The 16541-nt window shown below is 40.4% G+C and carries 17 protein-coding genes; 2 read left to right on the top strand and 15 right to left on the bottom strand.

Going from position 1 to position 16541, the window contains the following annotated elements; all coding sequences use genetic code 11:
- Positions 1-272: 272 nt before the first annotated feature.
- The 8 genes from pal to Q0O89_RS08660 form a co-directional block, all read right to left on the bottom strand.
- Positions 273-725 (bottom strand): peptidoglycan-associated lipoprotein Pal, encoded by a 453-nt coding sequence (gene pal / locus Q0O89_RS08695; protein ID WP_293731338.1) that lies wholly within the window; start codon positions 723-725, stop codon positions 273-275.
- Positions 726-744: 19 nt separating this feature from the next.
- Positions 745-2034, bottom strand: coding sequence for a Tol-Pal system beta propeller repeat protein TolB (gene tolB / locus Q0O89_RS08690; RefSeq protein ID WP_293731336.1), 1290 nt, complete (start codon positions 2032-2034; stop codon positions 745-747).
- Between the two features lie 34 nt (positions 2035-2068).
- The gene (gene tolA, locus Q0O89_RS08685) at positions 2069-3229 is read right to left on the bottom strand and encodes a cell envelope integrity protein TolA (RefSeq protein WP_293731335.1); all 1161 of its coding nucleotides are present in this window, start codon (positions 3227-3229) and stop codon (positions 2069-2071) included.
- A gap of 36 nt (positions 3230-3265) precedes the next feature.
- A complete protein-coding gene (gene tolR / locus Q0O89_RS08680) occupies positions 3266-3691 on the bottom strand; it encodes a colicin uptake protein TolR (protein WP_135710662.1) in 426 nt (141 codons plus the stop codon).
- A gap of 72 nt (positions 3692-3763) precedes the next feature.
- Complete coding sequence (tolQ, locus tag Q0O89_RS08675) at positions 3764-4450, bottom strand: protein TolQ (RefSeq protein WP_293731332.1); 687 nt, start codon at positions 4448-4450, stop codon at positions 3764-3766.
- A 72-nt stretch (positions 4451-4522) separates the two neighbouring features.
- Positions 4523-4927 (bottom strand): tol-pal system-associated acyl-CoA thioesterase, encoded by a 405-nt coding sequence (ybgC, locus tag Q0O89_RS08670; RefSeq protein ID WP_293731330.1) that lies wholly within the window; start codon positions 4925-4927, stop codon positions 4523-4525.
- Between the two features lie 257 nt (positions 4928-5184).
- Positions 5185-6321, bottom strand: a complete 1137-nt coding sequence (gene cydB, locus Q0O89_RS08665; protein WP_293731329.1) for a cytochrome d ubiquinol oxidase subunit II — start codon at positions 6319-6321, stop codon at positions 5185-5187.
- Positions 6322-6333: 12 nt separating this feature from the next.
- Positions 6334-7896, bottom strand: coding sequence for a cytochrome ubiquinol oxidase subunit I (locus tag Q0O89_RS08660; RefSeq protein WP_293731327.1), 1563 nt, complete (start codon positions 7894-7896; stop codon positions 6334-6336).
- 505 nt (positions 7897-8401) lie between these two features.
- Between Q0O89_RS08660 and Q0O89_RS08655 the strand changes: the two genes are divergently transcribed.
- Positions 8402-8716: a DUF5339 domain-containing protein gene (locus Q0O89_RS08655; RefSeq protein WP_293731326.1), complete on the top strand. Its 315-nt coding sequence runs from the start codon at positions 8402-8404 to the stop codon at positions 8714-8716.
- A gap of 36 nt (positions 8717-8752) precedes the next feature.
- Here Q0O89_RS08655 and ruvB read toward each other — a convergent pair whose 3' ends face one another.
- From ruvB to aspS, 6 genes are all read right to left on the bottom strand, one after another.
- Positions 8753-9760, bottom strand: coding sequence for a Holliday junction branch migration DNA helicase RuvB (ruvB, locus tag Q0O89_RS08650; RefSeq protein ID WP_293731324.1), 1008 nt, complete (start codon positions 9758-9760; stop codon positions 8753-8755).
- A gap of 25 nt (positions 9761-9785) precedes the next feature.
- On the bottom strand, positions 9786-10400 hold the full coding sequence (ruvA, locus tag Q0O89_RS08645) for a Holliday junction branch migration protein RuvA (RefSeq protein ID WP_293731322.1): 615 nt from the start codon (positions 10398-10400) through the stop codon (positions 9786-9788).
- Positions 10401-10461: 61 nt separating this feature from the next.
- Entirely contained in the window at positions 10462-11034 is a 573-nt protein-coding gene (gene ruvC / locus Q0O89_RS08640) for a crossover junction endodeoxyribonuclease RuvC (protein ID WP_293731321.1), read from the bottom strand.
- A 100-nt stretch (positions 11035-11134) separates the two neighbouring features.
- A complete protein-coding gene (locus Q0O89_RS08635) occupies positions 11135-11875 on the bottom strand; it encodes a YebC/PmpR family DNA-binding transcriptional regulator (RefSeq protein WP_273317633.1) in 741 nt (246 codons plus the stop codon).
- A gap of 84 nt (positions 11876-11959) precedes the next feature.
- Positions 11960-12397: a dihydroneopterin triphosphate diphosphatase gene (nudB, locus tag Q0O89_RS08630; RefSeq protein ID WP_293731320.1), complete on the bottom strand. Its 438-nt coding sequence runs from the start codon at positions 12395-12397 to the stop codon at positions 11960-11962.
- A 36-nt stretch (positions 12398-12433) separates the two neighbouring features.
- Positions 12434-14203 carry an aspartate--tRNA ligase gene (gene aspS / locus Q0O89_RS08625; RefSeq protein WP_293731318.1) on the bottom strand — a complete coding sequence of 590 codons (1770 nt, stop codon included), beginning with the start codon at positions 14201-14203 and terminating at the stop codon, positions 12434-12436.
- A gap of 114 nt (positions 14204-14317) precedes the next feature.
- On the opposite strand from aspS, the gene cmoA reads away from it, so the two are divergent.
- Positions 14318-15043, top strand: a complete 726-nt coding sequence (gene cmoA / locus Q0O89_RS08620) for a carboxy-S-adenosyl-L-methionine synthase CmoA (protein WP_293731316.1) — start codon at positions 14318-14320, stop codon at positions 15041-15043.
- A 58-nt stretch (positions 15044-15101) separates the two neighbouring features.
- Here the strand turns inward: cmoA and pgtP are convergent, their stop codons facing one another.
- Positions 15102-16430 (bottom strand): phosphoglycerate transporter protein PgtP, encoded by a 1329-nt coding sequence (gene pgtP / locus Q0O89_RS08615; RefSeq protein WP_273393767.1) that lies wholly within the window; start codon positions 16428-16430, stop codon positions 15102-15104.
- Positions 16431-16541: the final 111 nt, after the last annotated feature.

Genomic DNA, 16541 nt, shown 5'->3' with positions numbered 1-16541 from the left:
ACCTTCGACCAACGGATTAAAAGTCCGCTGCTCTACCGACTGAGCTAACGACCCACTTAATCATCACAACAAAATAATGCGTTGCAACGGGTGCATATAATACGGATTTAAATTTAATAATCAACAACTATTTTGCAAAAACTTGTCTGATTGGATGAATAGTCAACAATCATCCCAAATATTTCATAAATTTTGACCGCACTTCGCCATTCAATACAAAATAAAACAGGCTCTTTTCAGAGCCTGTTCGCTAATTTGAAATTAATTCAAAATTAGTATGCTAACACAGCACGACGGTTTTTGCTGTATGCTGCTTCATCGTGACCTAACACTGCAGGTTTTTCTTCACCGTAAGAAACAGTAGAAACGTTGTTAGCACCTTTAGTTGCTAAGTATGATTTTACTGCATCTGCACGACGTTGACCTAATGCGATGTTGTACTCTGGAGTACCACGTTCATCAGTGTTACCTTCTACTAATACTTTAGCAGCCGGAGTAGCTGTTAAGTATGCCGCGTGAGCGTCTAACAATTGAGCTGATTCAGCTTTGATATCGAATTTATCGAAATCAAAGTAAACTGTGTTATAACGTTGTTGTAAATCTTCAACAGAGTAACCACCGAATTGTTGAGCCGCGTTGTTTGCGTTAGCATTATTGTCTGATGAACTACATGCAGCTAATGCTAATACTGGAGCAACTAATAATAATTTTGCTAATTTCATCAAAAATCTCCTTAGAGTTTCTTTATTTAGTTAAGTAAGGTGACCAAGCAGGGAATTTTACTTGCCCATCACTTCCTGGCAACCGAGCTTTAAAGCGTCCGTCTGCGGACACTAATTGTAGCACCTTTCCTAGTCCTTGGGTAGAGCTATAAATAATCATGATTCCATTTGGTGAAATGCTTGGGCTTTCATCTAAGAAAGTCGAACTTAACACCTGTGATGAACCTGTTGCAGAATCATACTTCACAACATTATCACCTGAAATCATCACCATTGATTTACCGTCAGAACTCATCTGGCCGCTATAACTACGGCCACTGCCTACCAATGTAGCACCGCCACCTGACGCGCTCATTGAATAAACTTGCGGTGAGCCGTTTCTATCGGATGTGAACAGAATACGACCATCAGGCGTCCAACTTGGTTCAGTATTATTACCTGCACCTCGTGTTAACTGAGTCGGCTGTCCACCATTCGAATTCATTACATAAATATTTAATTGTCCATCTTGGCTATTAGCAAAGGCTAATTGCGAACCATCAGGCGAAAATGCGGGTGCGCCATTGTGACCTGGGAATGAGGCAACCACTTTTCGTTGACCGGAAGTTAAGTTATGAACAACTAACTGTGATTTTTTATTTTCAAAAGATACGTAAGCTAAACGTTGACCATCTGGAGACCAAGCCGGCGACATTAATGGCTGAGAGCTACGTGTTACAACAAATTGGTTAAAACCATCATAATCGGCAACGCGAACTTCATAAGGTTGAGAGCCACCATTTTTTTGAACAATGTAAGCAATTCGAGTTCTAAACGCCCCTTTAATTGCAGTCATTTTTTCAAATACCTCATCGCTTACTTGGTGAGCCCCCCAACGAATCCATTTAGGCTGAACGGTGATAGAGTTTTGTGCTAACACTGCCCCTGCATTACCTGACGCCCCAATAGTATCAACTAACTGATAAGCAATATTATAACCATCACCTACCGGTGTTACCTGCCCTACAACAATGGCATCAATACCTAAAGCAGACCAAGCATCAGGCGTAACTTCAGATGCCGAACCGGGTTGTTGTGGCATTTGGCTTACGGGTAATGGATTAAATTTACCACTATTGCGTAAATCAGCAGAAATGATCTCTGCAATATCAGCAGGCACGGAACCATTTGCTTTGAAAGGTACCACTGCAATTGGACGCGCGCCTTCCACACCTTCATCGATAACGATACGAACTTCGTCATCTGCTTGCGCAATGTTAATTACAAAAAATAACATGGCAAAAACACTCATAATACGAGCGATTAATTTCATTATGATCACCTTTTTTTAGTCGGTTAATTAGAATTTATTTCAAGTCAAAGCTAATAATTGATGACTTATATTTATTGTAAATATCATCTGATGGCGGAGCCGGTACTTTTTTCGTTCTTGCAATGGCACTTAATGCAGCAGAACAAATATCATCCGGTCCGGAAACGCGCTGATATCCTAAAATAGTCCCATCACGTCCCAAATTAATGCGAACATCGCATACCTTGCCTTTCAAACTAGGATCAACCAATAGACGGCGTTTCACTTCTTTTTTAATTAACGCCCCATATTGATCCCCTGTTTTGCCACCATCACCAGCTCCAAGCGCAGCACCACTACCTTGAGAACCTGCTTTATTGGTATTTCCACCTTTTGAAGCACTGCCACCGCCAACAGATCCAAACAGATCATCTAAAGCGGCTTGATTTGCTTGAGAAGCTGCCTTAGCATTTGCATCGGCTTTGGCTTTCGCTTCTGCAGCCGCTTTGGCTTTTGCCTCTTTTTCAGCTTTTGCTTTAGCTTCTTTCTCCGCTTTTTCTTTTGCTTCCTTCTCTGCTTTGGCTTTAGCTGCTTTTTCAGCTTTTGCTTTCGCTTCCTTCTCCGCTTTTTCTTTTGCTTCCTTCTCTGCTTTTTCTTTTGCTTCTTGTACAGCTTTCGCCTTCGCTTTAGCCTCTTCTTCTGCTTGTTTAGCCGCTGCAGCTAAACGTTTTGCTTCAGCCTCTTTCTTCAGCTTAGCCGCTTCTGCCGCTTCTTTTGCTTTAGCCTCAGCTTCTTCTTTAGCTTTTTCTAAGGCTTCTTGGCGTGCTTTTTCTGCTGCAGCTTGCTTCTGTTGCTCTAATTGCTTCTGCTGCTCAAGTTGTTTTTGCTTTTCAATCTCTTGGCGTTGTTGTTCTAAATTTTCCTGTGGCGTTGGTTCCGGTGGAACAGGTTTATCTTCTATTACAGGCTCAGGAACAGGTTGAGCTTTATCTTTAGAGCCTCTATTTTGTTGCTTCAAACGTCCCCATTCTTGCGCAGCTGATCCTGTATCAACCATTACCGCACCTATCACATCGCCATCACCTTCACCACCGCCCATTGTTTCAATGGTTTTGGTGAAAAACGAGCCAATGATTAACAACCCAAACAAAATAATATGCAGAACAATCGAGATCAAAAATTCATTAGTCTCTTTCTTTTTTCGTTGTGTTGTCACAATTTATCCTTAAATACGAGGATTAATATAAAATATTTAAATCGGATCGGTCATCAACCCAACTGATTTAATTCCGGCTAAATGCAGTAAATTCAATGCCTTTATCACTTCCTCGTAAGGTACTGTACTTGCACCACCTACAAGAAATAAGGTATTAGGATCCTTTTCAAATTCTGCTTTCATTATTTGAGTCACCATTTCCTCCGTTAATCCTTCAGAACGTTCCCCCTCAATTGAAATAGCATATTGCCCAATCCCCGCCACCTCAAGAATAACGGGTACTTTGTCTTCATTTGAGACATTTTGGCTTTCCACTGCATCAGGTAAATCTACCTGGACACTTTGGCTAATAATCGGAGCAGTTGCCATAAAGATCAACACAAGTACCAACAATACGTCCAAAAATGGAACAATATTAATCTCCGATTTAATACTTCTCTCTTTATTACGGCGATACGCCATAGTAAACCTCGTAAAACACGTTCAAAATAAACCGCACTTTAAATGATAAGTGCACAAAGTGCGGTGAGAAAATTAGTTGTTTTTTGCAAATACTTGACGTTGCAAAATCGTAGTAAATTCATCAATAAAGTTACCGTAATTTTGCTCTAATTTATTTACACGCAAACTTAAACGGTTATAAGCCATAACCGCAGGGATTGCCGCAAATAAACCGATTGCAGTTGCAATCAACGCTTCAGCAATACCAGGAGCGACCATTTGTAAGGTGGCTTGTTTTGCACCGCTTAACGCCATAAATGCGTGCATAATCCCCCAAACAGTTCCAAATAATCCCACATAAGGACTCACTGATGCCACTGTTGCCAAGAAAGGAATGCGGCTCTCTAAGTCTTCTAATTCACGGTTCATTGCAAGATTCATTGCGCGTGTACTTCCTTTAATAATGGCATCCGGCGCATCAGGATTCACTTGTTTTAAACGTGCAAATTCTTTAAAACCAGCAAAGAAAATTTGCTCGCTTCCAGTTAAGTTGGCATCTCTACGGTTAGATAAACCATCATATAATTTATTCAAATCTTCACCGGACCAAAAACGATCTTCAAATGCATTTGAATCTTTTAGTGCGCTCGTCAAAATACGGCTACGCTGAATAATAATCGCCCAAGAAATAATAGAGAACGAAATAAGAATAAGAATAACGATTTGAACAACGATACTCGCCTTTAGAAATAAATCTAAAAAGTTCAATTCAGCAGTCATTGATAACTCCAAGAAATAAGCGTTTGTTTAAAAGAAACGGCTTATCTTACTAAACCATTTTTCTCACAAAACTTAGTTTAAAAATGCAGCTTTAACTTCTTTTGGAAGTGCTACGGGTTTCATTTTGCCAAGGTCAACACAAGCTACTTTAACTGTTGCTGTACTCAGCACTGTCTCAGCCCGTTTTAAAAGCTGAGTAAATAAAATTGTCGCCCCTTTGATTTCCGTCACTTGTGTCATTACAGTAAGTAAATCATCAAGCTTCGCAGGCACCTTATAGTCGATGGACATAGATTTGACCACAAAAGCCAGTTGATGTTCATCTAATAAAGCCTGTTGTGAAAAACCAAGAGAGCGTAAAAATTCTGTTCTAGCACGTTCATAAAAGTGTAAATAACGGGCGTGATACACAACACCACCTGCATCAGTATCTTCATAATATACGCGCACAGGAAAAATAAATTCGTTACTTGTCATAGAGTTAGCCACCCTTGTTATCTTTCGGCTAAAAAACTCGCATATTGTAGAACTAGTCTAATTTATTAGCAATAGATCTTTGCAAGATCAACATAAAAAAAGAGCTCCGCGGAGCTCTTTTTATAAATGGAATATTTTGACTATTTAGGATCAAATACACCTTTACGTTCGAGTTTATTATTGATCACAACACTTAACCAAATTGCAGCCAATACACCCACTACCCAAATTGCATAGAACATAAATCTCTCCCTACATTAGTATAATGAGTTTTTGTTTTCTTCGATGAACTCGGCGTTCAAACGACCAAACATTTTCACGTACGACCAGATGGTATATGCCAATGAAATCACAACAAATACCAGTGCAAAACCTAACATTAAGGTTAAGGTTAATTCACTTGATGTTGAATCCCACATAAGCAAACTCATTTCCGGATGTGAGCTTGAAGGCATAACAAATGGGAACATTGCAACAGCACAAGTTAAGATTACTCCAATCATCGTTAATGATGAGAAGAAGAATGCAAAACCTGAACGGTTAGCTTTTGACGCACTAATATTTGCTAATGCACCAATCACTACAAGAGCCGGGATCACGTATAATACAGGCATTGTGTTATAGTTATTAAACCATGCGCCAACAGCAGTTTCTACTGTTTTACCTAATGGTGAAGATGGGGCGAAATGGTCAATTTCACTCGTCACAATGTAACCTTCTTTGAAGAGTAACCAAACACCTGCTAACACAAATAAGATCAAGGTTGCGAAAGCACCAGTTTGTGTTACTGCACGTGCACGATTACGTAATTCATCAGTTGTTTTCATTTGTAACCAAGCGGCACCATGTGTGGTTAACATAGCAAAGCTGATTAAGCCACAAAGTAATGCAAACGGATTAAGCAATTCAAAGAATGAACCTGTGTATTTCACTTGCATTAATTCATTGAATTCAAATGGCACGCCTTGTAATAGGTTACCAAATGCAACACCAAAGACTAAGCTCGGTACAAAACCACTGAGAAACATTCCCCAATCCCACGCACTACGCCATTTAGCACCATCTGATTTTGAGCGGTAATCAAAAGCTAATGGACGGAAGAATAATGCTGCAAGCACTAAGATCATCGCAATATAGAAGCCTGAGAATGAGGCTGCATAGACGATTGGCCATGCCGCAAACATTGCACCACCAGCCGTTAATAACCAAACTTGGTTACCATCCCAGTGCGGTGCCACTGAGTTAATTAAAATGCGTTTCTCAACTTCTTTTTTCGCCATGAATGGAAGCAAATTAGCCATTCCCATATCAAAGCCATCGGTAATCACGAAACCGATAAGAAGTACACAAACAAGCACCCACCAAATAACGCGTAAAAATTCATAATCAATCATAACAAACTCCTACTATTTAGCTGATTGCTCGAAGTAGTAACGACCTGTTTTTAATGAACTTGGACCTAGACGACCAAATTTGAACATTAAATACATTTCAACTACCAAGAAGATTGTGTAAAGACCACAGATTAAAGCAATTGAGAACCAAAGATCACCTGTACCTAAAGCTGAACTTGCGACACCAATTGGTAACACATCTGTGATTGCCCAAGGCTGGCGACCATATTCTGCTAAGAACCAACCGCACTCAATTGCAATCCAAGGTAATGGTAAGCTCCACAATAATGCTTTAAGTAATAAACTACTTTTCTCTGCTTTACCACGTAAGTTTTGTACAAATGCAGCCAAAAGAAGTAATAGAATCACGCCGCCAAGTGCAGCCATTACACGGAATGACCAGAATACCGGTGCAACATTAGGAATACTGTCTGCTGCTGCTAATTTAATTTGTGCATCAGTCGCATCAACAACTTTGTCTGTATAACGTTTTAACAAGAGACCATAACCTAAATCTCCACGCACATTTAAGAATTGTGCTTTTGTTGCCTCATCAATTTGACCGGCTTTTTTCTGCGCATGAAGTTCTTGTAATAAACCGTAAGCCACCATACCATTACGTACGCGTTGTTCATTACGTGCTTCAAGATCATTTAGACCCATATATTGTTGGTCTAAAGAACGAGTAGCAATAATACCACCAAGCATAGGCACTGAAAGTGCAAAATCATTTTTACGCTCTGCTTGGTTAGGAATCGCAAGCGCATTCCAAGCTGCCGGAGCAGGTTGAGTATGCCATTCTGCTTCCATTGCTGCTAATTTCACCGGTTGTGTTTTAGCAACATCATAGCCTGATTCATCACCCATGATTAATACAGAAATTGAGGCAATAAAACCAAAGGTTGCGGCAATTGAGAATGAGCGTTTTGCGAAATCTAAGTCACGACCTTTTAAAAGGTAATATGCACTGATTGCCAATACAAACATTGCACCTGTCACATAGCCTGCTGACAAGGTATGTAGGAATTTACTTTGAGCCGCCGGGTTCATCCATAAATCCATAAAACTTGTCATTTCCATTCGCATGGTTTCAAAATTGAACTCAGAAGCAACCGGATTTTGCATCCAACCATTTGCGACCAAAATCCACATTGCAGATAAGTTAGAACCAAATGCCACACAGTAAGTGGTAAGCAAGTGTTTACCTTTAGATAAACGATCCCAACCGAAGAAGAATAAACCAACAAATGTTGATTCTAAGAAGAACGCAAGTAATGCTTCAACCGCCAATGGCGCACCGAAAATATCACCTACATAATGAGAGTAATATGACCAGTTCGTACCGAACTGAAATTCCATTGTAATACCGGTAGTCACCCCTAATGCAAAGTTAATACCAAATAATTTACCCCAGAATTTTGTCATATCCTTGTACACTTCTTTGCCGGTAGTCACATAAAGTGTTTCCATAATCACAAGGATAAAGGAAAGACCTAATGTCAACGGAACAAACAAAAAGTGATACAACGCAGTTAACGCAAACTGCAAACGAGAGAGTTCTACAACGTCTAACATCTCGTAACTCCTTGTCAAGGCTACAAGCTCATGATTACTAATGTAATCACCCCGGCCACACAAAATAAAATCCAATCTTATTTTGTATGAAGAATGAATTATCTCCACAAAAACCGCTCTAGAGAGAACGCCCACTATAGAAATAACTCTAATTCGGTAAGCATTCTACTACTATTTGTAAGGATAAAAAATAGTTAAAATGTTACCTAGATCACATTTTTAAAAATTAAATGAAATTAAATGAAATCACATCAAATTTAACTAATAATTAAAAATAGAGAGAATTGATCTAGCGCAAATTATACGTTTTTTGAATTAATTTACAACCTCAGGTTTTCTCGGAATAGATTATTTAGAAAGGTCATTATAAGTAAATTGTTTATTAATTAACCTACTAAAAACTAGACAAGCTATTTTAAATCTGTTATTTTGCAAAGAATTTTATTTTAGATCTTTTTATATAACACTATAAAATAGATAGCGTAGGGACGTTAAGGATGGTCAAATGAGACAATTTTTATTATTAATCACCGCACTTTTAGTCGGTGTTTGGGGGAATACCAATGCGCTAGCCGCAGATCAAAAAGCAGATGAAAAGTTACCACTACAATGTCAGAAATTATTCAGTGAAACTGAAAAATTAATTACTGAAGCAAAAAATCAACCCGGTACGCACACCCAGATTAACAAAATTCAAAGCAAGCTAAACCAAAGCAAAAAACAAATTCTTGAAATGGAATTAGCCACACAAATCAAAAGTTGTGATCAAGGTCTAGCTAAGTTAACCCATTTAAATAGAGGGCAAGAAAATACGAACTAACCCAAAAGGCTTATTCATGACGAATAAGCCTTTTTACTATTCTACCAATTTTTGTAAGCCAAAATGACGATAAGTCTGTGATGTGGCAATACGCCCACGCGGTGTGCGTTGTAAAAAACCTTGCTGAATCAAATAAGGTTCTAACACATCTTCAATCGTATCTCGTTCTTCACCAATAGCGGCCGCAAGATTATCCAATCCCACCGGTCCACCATCGAAACGCTCGATGATAGAACTCAATAATTTACGATCAAGATAATCAAATCCTGCTTGATCAATATCTAACATTGCAAGTGCTTCTTTCGCGATCCCTTCACTGATCACGCCACGATTTTTAACATCCGCATAATCACGAACTCGGCGCAATAGACGATTTGCGATGCGCGGTGTTCCACGGGAACGGCGTGCAATTTCATGAGCGGCTTCATCTGAGATTTCTAGGTTCAAACAAACCGCACTTCGACTTACAATAGCCGTCAAATCTTCTACAGAATAGAATTCTAACCGTTGCACAATACCAAAACGATCTCGTAAAGGTGAAGTTAATGAACCGGCACGTGTTGTGGCACCAACTAAAGTAAAAGGGGGTAAATCTAATTTAATCGAACGTGCCGCCGGCCCTTCACCAATCATAATATCTAATTGATAATCTTCCATTGCCGGATACAATACTTCTTCAATCGCAGGCGATAATCGATGAATCTCATCGATAAATAACACATCATGAGGTTCGAGATTGGTCAACATGGCGGCCAAATCCCCGGCTTTTTCCAACACAGGTCCCGAAGTCGTACGAATATTCACCCCCATTTCATTCGCCACAATATTCGCCAATGTCGTCTTACCTAACCCGGGAGGACCAAAAATTAAAAGATGATCTAAAGCATCCTGGCGTAATTTTGCCGCTTGAATAAAAATCTCCATTTGTGACCGCACTTGCGGCTGCCCCACATAATCTTCTAGTAATTTGGGACGAATAGCTCGATCCACTGCTTCATCATCCAGCCTCGCCACACCGCTTATTAGTCTATCTGCTTCTATCATTTGCTCTACAATCTTTCTTTATCTTTTACAACGCTGCTTTCAATGCTTCTCGAATTAATTGCTCGCTCGTTAATCCTGCTTTTGCCACTTTCTTCACCATTTTCTCCGCATCATTTGCCTTATAACCTAACGCCATTAATGCGGCAATCGCTTCATCTGTCGGCGCATCCAGTAAAACAGGTTCTGTATTTGGTGCCACAATAGATTGGCTTTCCACAAAGAAGTCCGCTTTTTTAACCCCCTTGAATTTACCTTTTAGTTCAACCAACAAGCGTTCTGCCGTTTTCTTACCTACACCCGGGATTTTCACTAATTTCGATAATTCTTCGCGTTCAATGGCATAAGCAAATTCATGTACGGACATCGCCGATAAAATAGCCAATGCTAATTTTGGTCCAACACCATTGGTTTTAATTAATTCACGGAATAAAGTGCGGTCCGTTTTTGTTGCAAAGCCAAATAATAAATGAGCATCTTCACGTACAACCAAATGCGTAAACAACGTACAGTCCTGACCTATTTCAGGTAAGTGATAAAAACTTGTCATTGGTAATAACAATTCGTAGCCTACACCTTGCACATCGAGCAATATTTCAGGTGGCTGTTTTTCAATAAGTTTTCCCTGTAAACGACCGATCATCTTAACGTCCTAATAAAAAAATTTCCGCTATAATAGCGGAAAAGACTGAACAAAACAACAGCTATATCTTTAAGCGAAAACGTCCTCGACTATAACGCGTACGCAAAAGCGCGGTTAATTTTTCTTGTGTTTCCGTAGGTTTTGCTGTGCGTGAAACCTGCAAACTATGCTGTATAGTATGTGCATGGGTAATCGCAATTGCCAAGGCATCCGCCGCATCTGCTTGGGGTTTATCAGATAATTTTAAAATTCTGGTCACCATATCCTGCACTTGCACTTTATCCGCCGAACCAATCCCTGTTACCGTTTGTTTCACTAAACGAGCCGCATACTCAAAAACAGGTAAATCTTGATTTACTGCCGCCACAATAGCTGTACCGCGCGCTTGCCCTAATTTTAGCGCGGAATTTGGGTTTTTCGCCAAAAATACTTCTTCAATGGCAAACATATCAGGCTGAAACTGGGTAATAATTTCTGTGACTCCAGCGTAAATACGCTTTAAACGCGTAGGCATATCTTCGGCTAATGTACGAATAGCACCGCTACCAAGATATTCCAATCTCCGTCCATTTTGACGAATGACCCCATATCCCGTAACCCGTGAACCTGGGTCGATACCTAAAATAATTGCCATTATTTATCCCTAAAATAAAAAGTGGATTTGCAACAAACAAACCCACTTTATCTCGAGTCTGTTTATTTTTCAGAACAGCCTCTATCCATTGATGTTTATATTACAGTGTTGCAGCGACTTCATCACTGATTTCACCGTTGTGGTAAACGTTTTGAACGTCATCACAATCTTCAAGACGGTTAATTAAATCTAATAATTTTGGTGCAGTTTCTGCATCAAGCTCAACGGTTGTTGATGGAATCATAGTAACTTCTGCATTTTCAATTTTGAAACCAGCCGCTTCAATACCATCACGTACTGAGCCTAAATCTTCCCAAGCGGTATAAATTTCAAATGAACCGTCATCTTGTGGCTGAATATCGTCTGCGCCCGCTTCAATCGCTGCTTCAGTTAAGGCATCTTCATCCGCTTGTGCAATTAAAATTAAGCCTTTTTTGCTAAATAAGTAACCCACTGAACCTTCTGTACCTAAGTTACCACCACATTTAGTGAAACTTGGACGAACTTGTGAGATTGTACGGTTTGCGTTATCACTTAAACACTCAACCATCACCGCTGTACCGCCTGGGCCATAACCTTCATAAATACGGGTTTCCATATTGGTGTCATCGCCACCACCCACACCACGCTCAATAGCACGGTTGATCGTATCACGCGTCATATTGCTTGAAAGTGCTTTATCTACCGCCGCACGTAAACGTGGGTTTGCACTCACATCACCGCCACCAATTTTAGCTGCAGTCACTAATTCACGAATTAATTTTGTAAAGATTTTACCGCGCTGTGCATCTTGTGCTGCTTTACGGTGTTTAATATTGGCCCACTTACTATGACCTGCCATTCTCTTGTTTCCTTCTTAAAATTTGATGTTGATTAAATTTGTAGGGGCGGGGTTTATCCCCGTCCCTACGAACGATCAAGCGGTCTATTCCGCCAAATATTTTGCAATCGCCTCGGCATTATTCGGCGACTTCGTTAATGCCACCGCTTCACTTACCGAAAGCCATTGATATGCTAAATGCTCCGTCAATATTGGTTCGCGCTCATCAGGCAATGCCAATAAAAACCAATGTTCTTTACAATGCGTAACATTTGGTGCGTATTTATACCGAAAATGCGGAAAAATTTCAAATTCTACTGATTGGTTACAATCAATCAATTCAAGATGTTCCGCTACAATATCTACGCCAATTTCTTCTTTCACTTCACGAAGTGCGGTCAAAAATGGCGTTTCTTTTTCGGCCAAAGATCCCGTGACAGATTGCCAAAATTCGGGATCATCTTGGCGTTGTAGCATTAATACTCGATGACTACTTTTGGCATAAATCACCACAAGAACACTATTAGGATTTTTGTACTGCATAAAATAATGGCAAGCAAGGAGGCTCACCCTACCTTATTACTCTTCCTTCGCTGTTACGGCAATCGCCAATTCAGCCAACGCTTGCGGATTAGCAAAACTTGGTGCTTCCGTCATTAAACAAGCCGCCGCCGTGGTTTTCGGGAAAGCAATCACGTCACGGATATTTTCAGTTCCTGTTAATAACATCGTTAAACGATCTAAACCAAAGGCAAGACCGGCGTGTGGTGGGGTGCCAAATTTTAACGCATCAAGTAAGAAACCAAATTTATCGCGTTGGTCTTGTTCGTTGATACCTAAAATACGGAAAACAGTTTGTTGCATATTTGGATCAAAAATACGCACAGAACCGCCCCCCACTTCATAACCATTAATCACCATATCATAGGCATTCGCCACTGCTGAAGTTGGATCCGCTTCTAATTGTTCAGGGCTAAAATCTCTTGGCGAGGTGAATGGATGATGCATTGCCGCTAAATTGCCTTCTTCATCACGTTCAAACATTGGGAAATCCACTACCCAAAGCGGTTTCCATTCGTCTAATTTGGTTAAGCCGAGATCGCGACCAACTTTCAAACGCAACGCACCTAATGCGTCCGTTGCCACATTCCATTTGTCTGCACCAAAGAAGATAATATCACCTGTTTGCGCTGAAGTGCGGTCTAAAATCGCCTTGATTTTTTCTTCATTCAAGAATTTCGCAATCGGACTTTGGATACCTTCTAAACCTGCGTTAATATCATTGACTTTTAACCATGCTAACCCTTTCGCACCGTAAATACCGACAAATTGCGTGTATTCATCGATATTTTTACGAGTCAATTGAGCACCATTTGGTACACGAATAACCGCTACGCGACCATTTACATCATTAGCCGGCCCACTAAATACCGCAAAATCGACGTCTTTAACAATATCTGCCACATCCACAATTTCTAGTGGGTTACGTAAATCAGGTTTATCCGAACCGAAACGCGTCATGGCTTCAGTCCATGTCATGATTGGAAATTTGCCTAAATCTACGCCAATAATATGTTTCCATAAACCATGAATCATTTGCTCCATAATTTCACGCACTTCAGGTGCCGTTAAGAAGCTGGTTTCCACATCGATTTGAGTAAATTCAGGTTGGCGATCTGCACGTAAATCTTCATCACGGAAACATTTTACGATTTGATAATAGCGGTCAAAACCCGCCATCATGAGAAGCTGTTTGAAAAGCTGTGGCGATTGCGGAAGAGCGTAAAATTTACCTTTGTGCACACGGCTTGGAACTAAGTAGTCGCGCGCACCTTCCGGCGTTGCTTTGGTAAGCATTGGTGTTTCAATATCAAGAAAGCCGTGGTCATCCATAAAACGGCGCACAAAACTGGTAATTTTCGCACGAGTACGTAAACGCTGTGCCATTTCCGGACGGCGTAAATCTAAATAACGATATTTTAAGCCTTGTTCTTCGCTGACTTGGTGGTTAAAGTCAATAGGCAATACGGCACTATTGTTATAAACCAACACAGATTTTGCGATCACTTCAATTTCACCTGTTGCCATTTTCGGGTTGATATTGGCTTCGCTACGTGCTTCCACCACACCTTTCACTTGAATACAAGCTTCATTACGTAAACCGGCAACAATTGCCGCATTTTCAGCATCGGTTTTATCCACACTAACCTGTACAATACCTTCACGGTCACGCAACAATACAAATGTCACATTAGGCAAATCACGAATACGGTCAACCCAACCACTTAAAATCACTTCTTGTCCAATATTGCTACGGTTTAATGCACCGCAATAGTTTGTACGCATCATAGTTGTATTCCTATAAATTTATCTAAATCGAAAAAATAACCGGCAAATTATAGCTGAAAAAAAATAAAACTTCTTCTAAAATAACCGCACTTTTGAGCTCAAAATAACGATATTATGACTAAAGACACGATTTTTTCTGCCCCAATTGAAAAATTGGGTGATTTTACATTTGATGAAAATGTGGCAGAAGTTTTCCCTGATATGATTCAACGTTCCGTGCCCGGCTATTCCAATATCATTACAGCCATTGGGATGTTAGCAGAACGATTTGTTACAGCAAACTCAACCGTTTATGATCTTGGCTGTTCTCGCGGTGCGGCCACGCTGTCTGCCCGCCGTCATATAAAACAACCTCATGTCAACATTATCGGTGTTGATAATTCTCAACCTATGGTAGAACGTTGCCGCCAACATATTCAGGCTTATCATAGCGATATTCCTGTCGAAATTTTATGTGATGATATTCGTCATATTGAAATTAAAAATGCCTCAATGGTCATTTTAAATTTCACGTTGCAATTCTTACCACCCGCCGACCGCGTTGCGCTGTTGGAAAAAATTTATCAAGGCTTAAACCCTAACGGTGTATTGGTGTTATCGGAAAAATTCTGTTTTGAGGATAAACATATCGATAATTTGTTGATTGACTTGCATCACCAATTTAAACGCGCCAACGGCTACAGCGAATTAGAAGTCAGTCAAAAACGCGCCGCGTTAGAAAATGTAATGCTCATTGATAGCATTGACACCCACAAAGCGCGGTTAAAAAAGGTCGGATTTTCCCATTCAGAACTCTGGTTCCAATGTTTTAATTTTGGTTCCATGATTGCGGTGAAGTAAATCGTAAAAAAGGCGTTGGTTCGATAATCGCACCAACGCCCTTAAGACTCAATAAAATTTATGCTTGATTACCTTTATGGAATAAGGTGTACGCAATAAAGACAAAGCCAAGTAAACAAGAAAGGATTAAGGCATAGAAACCGCCATCCCAGCCGTATAAGTCAACCAATTTACCCATTACCCAACCTGCTGACGCAGAACCTAATAAGTAACCAAATAAACCTGTTAACCCTGTGGCTGTTCCTGTTGCGACACGCGGCACTAAGTCTGCTGCTTGCAAACCAATCATCATCACCGGACCATAAATCAAGAAGCCAATAGCCACTAAACAAATGTTATCCACTAACGGATTGCCCGCCGGATTTTTCCAGTAAACCACAATCGCGATTAATACGCCCACAAGGAATAACAACATTGGCGGCGCGCGGTGACCTTTGAATACTTTGTCACTTAAATAACCACTTGCCAACATACCAAAGATACCTGCATATTCATAAAGGAAATATGCCCAGCTTTGTTTATCTACGGTGAAATGTTTTACTTCTTTCAGGTAAGTCGGTGCCCAGTCGATAATGCCGTAACGAATGAAATAAACGAATACGTTAGCAATGGCAATCGCCCATAAGAATTTGTTATGCACAATGTATTTACGGAAAATATCCATTGCCGAAAGGGTATCCGCGGATTCCACTTTTTCCAGCACCGCTTCCCCTTTCCACTCATCCACCGGCGGTAAACCTTGAGATTCCGGCGTATCGCGCATTAAGAAGAACATCACAAAGGCAAGCAAAATAGCAATTAATGCAGGTAAGTAGAAAAGTGATTGCCACGTACCGAAAATCGCTAAACCTAATAATGCCAATGGACCGATTAATCCGCCACCTAGGTTATGAGAAATATTCCACCAGCTCCACCAAGCACCACGCTCAGATTTAGAGAACCAGTTAGTCATGGTTTTGGCACCGGGTGGATAACCCATGCCTTGGAACCAACCATTTAATGCGCCAAGCACAATCATAAATGGAATAGAAGCTAACACACCGGGGACTAAACCAAAAATTAAGCTGATAGCCGCTGAGCCTAATAAGCCGATAGTAATAAAATATTTTGGGTTAGAACGGTCAGAAACGTTCCCCATAATAAATTTACTAAAACCATAAGCCAGTGATAAGGCAACGCCAACGGTTCCCAAATCCGCTTTGCTATAACCATACTCATCAATTAAATAGGGGATAGCAAGGCTAAAGTTTTTACGGATTAAATAATAGGCGGCATAGCCAATGAATACACCGGCAAAAACTTGCCAACGCAATTTACGATATTCCGCATCAGTGCGAGAAGAATCAATTCTCGGCGCCGGCGGTGATGCTTTCAAAAATGAGAACATACTAAATACTCCTTGTTCTAAATGTTTCAGTGAAAAAATAACGTGCTACAAGCACGAGCTCACAGCACGTATTATTTCAGCAGGATTCTACCCCCCCCCCCCCCCCCCCCC

Origin of the sequence: uncultured Actinobacillus sp. (assembly GCF_945915845.1) — a bacterium.
In the GTDB taxonomy this organism is placed as follows: Bacteria; Pseudomonadota; Gammaproteobacteria; order Enterobacterales; family Pasteurellaceae; genus Exercitatus.
The sequence above is the reverse complement of the archived record's forward strand: the minus strand, read 5'-3'. Positions and strand labels throughout refer to the sequence as shown.

What these genes read in the sequence shown, in the direction of transcription:
- cmoA (WP_293731316.1), top strand. Translation starts at nt 14,318, where the DNA reads ATGACTAAAGACACGATTTTTTCTGCCCCAATTGAAAAATTGGGTGAT.
- pgtP (WP_273393767.1), bottom strand. Translation starts at nt 16,430, where the DNA reads ATGTTCTCATTTTTGAAAGCATCACCGCCGGCGCCGAGAATTGATTCT.
- Q0O89_RS08660 (WP_293731327.1), bottom strand. Translation starts at nt 7,896, where the DNA reads ATGTTAGACGTTGTAGAACTCTCTCGTTTGCAGTTTGCGTTAACTGCG.
- ruvC (WP_293731321.1), bottom strand. Translation starts at nt 11,034, where the DNA reads ATGGCAATTATTTTAGGTATCGACCCAGGTTCACGGGTTACGGGATAT.
- cydB (WP_293731329.1), bottom strand. Translation starts at nt 6,321, where the DNA reads ATGATTGATTATGAATTTTTACGCGTTATTTGGTGGGTGCTTGTTTGT.
- tolR (WP_135710662.1), bottom strand. Translation starts at nt 3,691, where the DNA reads ATGGCGTATCGCCGTAATAAAGAGAGAAGTATTAAATCGGAGATTAAT.
- aspS (WP_293731318.1), bottom strand. Translation starts at nt 14,203, where the DNA reads ATGATGCGTACAAACTATTGCGGTGCATTAAACCGTAGCAATATTGGA.
- Q0O89_RS08655 (WP_293731326.1), top strand. Translation starts at nt 8,402, where the DNA reads ATGAGACAATTTTTATTATTAATCACCGCACTTTTAGTCGGTGTTTGG.
- ybgC (WP_293731330.1), bottom strand. Translation starts at nt 4,927, where the DNA reads ATGACAAGTAACGAATTTATTTTTCCTGTGCGCGTATATTATGAAGAT.
- tolB (WP_293731336.1), bottom strand. Translation starts at nt 2,034, where the DNA reads ATGAAATTAATCGCTCGTATTATGAGTGTTTTTGCCATGTTATTTTTT.
- ruvB (WP_293731324.1), bottom strand. Translation starts at nt 9,760, where the DNA reads ATGATAGAAGCAGATAGACTAATAAGCGGTGTGGCGAGGCTGGATGAT.
- nudB (WP_293731320.1), bottom strand. Translation starts at nt 12,397, where the DNA reads ATGCAGTACAAAAATCCTAATAGTGTTCTTGTGGTGATTTATGCCAAA.
- tolQ (WP_293731332.1), bottom strand. Translation starts at nt 4,450, where the DNA reads ATGACTGCTGAATTGAACTTTTTAGATTTATTTCTAAAGGCGAGTATC.
- ruvA (WP_293731322.1), bottom strand. Translation starts at nt 10,400, where the DNA reads ATGATCGGTCGTTTACAGGGAAAACTTATTGAAAAACAGCCACCTGAA.
- Q0O89_RS08635 (WP_273317633.1), bottom strand. Translation starts at nt 11,875, where the DNA reads ATGGCAGGTCATAGTAAGTGGGCCAATATTAAACACCGTAAAGCAGCA.